This window comes from Micromonospora sp. NPDC004336 (genome assembly GCF_053602615.1).
In genome coordinates this window covers 10493-13872 of the sequence record NZ_JBSGDY010000164.1, presented here as the reverse complement: position 1 = coordinate 13872, position 3380 = coordinate 10493, and the positions used below count along the sequence as shown (strand labels likewise).

The following is a 3380-nucleotide window of genomic DNA, read 5'->3' as shown; positions in this document are numbered from 1 at the left end:
GGCCGCCGCCCACGACCCCCGGGCGGCGGGCGACGAACCCGCCGGTTGTGCCGGCCGGGTGTGGTGTGGGGAAGCGTCCACACCCGGCCGGCCCCCACCCGGTGCGTCTTCCTCCGCACCACTCGACCCGGCGTCCCGTCGGCGGCCTGTCCGCCACGGGGCGGCGCCTCGGCCACGTGGAGGAGACAGTTCCATGCCGACCAACCCGGCTCAGGCACCGACGGTGCCGGCGCACGTGCTGCCGCACCGCACCCCCGCCCAGCTTCTCGCGGTGGCCCGTCACGGGCTGGCCGAGGCCGCCCAGACCCGCCCCGACGGCCTCCGTTACGCGGCCGCCCACCTCGCCGCGCTGCGCGCGGCGGCGGCCCTGCTCGCCGCCCGGGCGCGTCCCGCCCCCGCCCGCCGTAACCGGATCACCAGCGTCTGGGTCCTGCTCTCCGGTGTCGCCCCCGAGCTCGACGAGTGGGCCCGGTTCTTCGCCCTCGGCGCCGGCAAGCGCGCCGCCGCCGAGGCCGGCATTCCCCGGGTCGTGACCGCCCGGGAGGCCGACGACCTGCTGCGCGCCGCCGAACAGTTCGTCACGGTGGTGGAGACCGCGCTCGGCGTGGCCCACCAACCGGCGCTCGACGGTCTCGCCGCCTGATCCGTGACGCCCCGGCCGCCCGGCGGGGGGAGCCGGGCGTCACGCGCACATCCGATGGACAGCACGACGGGGGGTAGGTCCGATGGCGGGCCGGATGGTGGTCGGTTCCGCCGCACTGGCCGCTCTGGTGCGTCCGGCGAGCGCGCCGGACCCGGCGGGCGGCCACCGGTTGCTGCCGGTGGCCCCGGAGCTGACCGGGCTGCTGCCCAACCGGGGGCTGCGGCGGGGCAGCACGATCGCGGTCGCCACCGGTCAGCCCCGCGGCAGCGGCGGCACCTCGCTGGTCCTGGCACTGCTCGCCGAGGCGTCCCGGGCCGGCTCGTGGTGCGCCGTGGTGGGAGTGCCGACGTTCGGGGCGGGCGCCGCCGCCGAGCTCGGCATCGCGTTGGACCGGCTGGCCCTGGTGCCCCACCCCGGTCCGGAGTGGGCCACGGTCATCGCCGCGCTGATCGACGGGGTGGACGTCGTGGTCGCCGCCGTACCGGCGACGGTGTCCGCCTCGGTCGCCAACCGGCTGGCGGCCCGCGCCCGACAGCGGGGCAGCGTCCTTCTGCCGTACGGGCGGTGGGACGGCGCGGACGTGACCCTCCAGGTGGTCCGGGGAGCTTGGGAAGGGCTCGGGCCGGGCCGGGGTCGGCTACGCCGCCGCGAGGTGACCGTCTCGGCGCGCGGGCGCGGGGCGGCCGCCCGTCCCAAGGAGATCAAGGTCTGGCTGCCCGGGGACGGGCTCACCCGGGTCATTCCCCGCCCGACCACCGGCCCCGCCGGCCGACCCCGTCCGGTTCTCCCACCCGCCTCCGTGCCCACCGGCGTCTCCACGTCCGTTGGTGCCTCCGCGCCTGTAGGCACCTCTACGCCCGTTGATGCCTCCGCGTCTGTCGGTGCCTCCGCGCCCGTTGGCGTCTCCGGGGCCGACGGCGTCTCCGGTCCCGCTGGCGCCTCCCGGCGTGGGGTGCTCACCCTGGTCGGTCCGGCATGACCGGTGCGCCGGTGCGGACCCTGCTGCTCTGGTGCCCGGACTGGCCGGTGCTCGCCGCCGAGATCGTCGACGGGGTGCCCGCCACCGGGCCGGTCGCCGTACTGCACGCCAACCGGGTGGTCGCCTGCTCGGAACGGGCCCGCGCCGACGGGGTGCGCCGAGGGCTGCGCAAACGGGAGGCGCAGGGACGCTGCCCGCGGCTCACCGTCGTCGAGTACGACCCGGGACGGGACACCCGGGCGTTCGAGCCGGTGGTCGCCGCGGTCGAGGAGTTGGTCGCGGGCGTCGAGGTGGTGCGTCCCGGCGCGTGCGCGGTGGCGGCCCGGGGCCCGAGCCGCTACCTCGGGGGCGAGGAGGCGGCCGCCGAGCGGATCGTCGAGCACGTCGCGCAGGCCTGCGGGGTGGAGAGCCAGGTCGGTATCGCCGACGGGGTCTTCGCCGCCGGGCTGGCCGCCCGCGCCGGGCAGGTCGTCCCGCCCGGCACGAGCCCACGGTTCCTCGCCGACCTGCCGGTCGAGGCGCTCGGCCGGCCGGCGCTGACCGACCTGCTGCGCCGGCTCGGCGTACGCACCCTGGGTGACTTCGCCGCGCTGCCCGCCGGCGACGTGCTGGCCCGGTTCGGCTTCGACGGCGCCCTAGCCCACCGGTTGGCCGCCGGACGGGACCACCGCCCGCTGGCCGTCCGGCAGCCTCCGGCCGACCTCGCCGTCACCGCCGACCACGACGATCCGCTCGACCGGGTCGACGCGGCGGCCTTCGCCGCCCGGGCGCTGGCCGAGCGGCTGCACGACCGGCTCGCCGCGCACGGCCTGGCCTGCACCCGCCTCGGCATCGAGGCGGTCACCGCGCACGGCCAGGAACTGCACCGGGTCTGGCGGCACGACGGCCTGCTCACCGCGGCGGCCATCGCCGACCGGGTGCGCTGGCAGCTCGACGGCTGGCTGTCCGGCGGCACCGGCCGGGGTGGCTCCGGCCCGGCCCGGCCGACGGCGGGCATCATCCGCCTACGGCTGGTCCCGGACGGGGTGATCGCCCAGGCCGGCCTGCAGCCCGGCCTGTGGGGGGAGGCCGGCGAGGAACGGGAGCGGGCGCACCGTGCGCTGAGCCGGGTACAGGGCATCCTCGGCCCCGAGGCGGTGGTCACCGCGGTGCTCGGCGGCGGGCGTTCGCCCGCCGACCAGGTGCGTCTGGTGCCGTGGGGGGACGAGCGCCTGCCGGCCCGCCCGGGTGAGCCGCCGTGGCCGGGCCGGCTGCCACCACCCGCGCCGGCCGTGGTGCTGCCCGATCCACTGGCCGCGACCGTGCACGACGTCGCCGGCGAGCCGGTCGTGGTCAGCGCCCGGCTCCAGGTCAGCGCCGCGCCGGCCCGGCTGACCGTGGGTACCGCCCGGCCGGCCGAGATCGTCGGTTGGGCCGGCCCGTGGCCGGTGGACGAGCGTTGGTGGGTGCCGGCCGAGGCCCGTCGCCGGGCCCGGTTCCAGGTCTGCCTGGCCGACGGCACGGCCCTGCTGCTCGCGGTCGAGGCCGGCCGGTGGCTGGTGGAGGCGATCTATGACTGAGCCGCAGGAGCAGCGACCGCGGCGGTCCCGGCGCTCTGGGTGGCTGCGGCGGTCCGGGCAGGCGCGGCTGCCTGGGCAGGGGCCTGGGCGGGTGTGGCGGTCTGGGCTGCCTGGGCAGGGGCCTGGGCGGGTGTGGCGGTCTGGGCTGCCTGGGCAGGGGCCTGGGCGGGTGTGGCGGTCTGGGCTGCCTGGGCAGGGG

At 78.5% G+C, this 3380-nt stretch carries 2 protein-coding genes and 1 pseudogene; all 3 read left to right on the top strand.

Going from position 1 to position 3380, the window contains the following annotated elements; genetic code table 11:
• Nucleotides 1-193: 193 nt before the first annotated feature.
• Nucleotides 194-643: an SAV_6107 family HEPN domain-containing protein gene (locus tag ACWENR_RS25350; RefSeq protein ID WP_452279464.1), complete on the top strand. Its 450-nt coding sequence runs from the start codon at nucleotides 194-196 to the stop codon at nucleotides 641-643.
• Nucleotides 644-725: 82 nt separating this feature from the next.
• A pseudogene (locus tag ACWENR_RS25345) lies at nucleotides 726-1448 on the top strand (hypothetical protein); the annotation flags it as partial.
• Between the two features lie 170 nt (nucleotides 1449-1618).
• Nucleotides 1619-3181 (top strand): DNA polymerase Y family protein, encoded by a 1563-nt coding sequence (locus tag ACWENR_RS25340; protein WP_452279463.1) that lies wholly within the window; start codon nucleotides 1619-1621, stop codon nucleotides 3179-3181.
• Nucleotides 3182-3380 lie beyond the last annotated feature (199 nt).

Coding starts and splice junctions, on each gene's coding strand:
- ACWENR_RS25350 (WP_452279464.1), top strand. CDS start 194: ATGCCGACCAACCCGGCTCAGGCACCGACGGTGCCGGCGCACGTGCTG.
- ACWENR_RS25340 (WP_452279463.1), top strand. CDS start 1,619: ATGACCGGTGCGCCGGTGCGGACCCTGCTGCTCTGGTGCCCGGACTGG.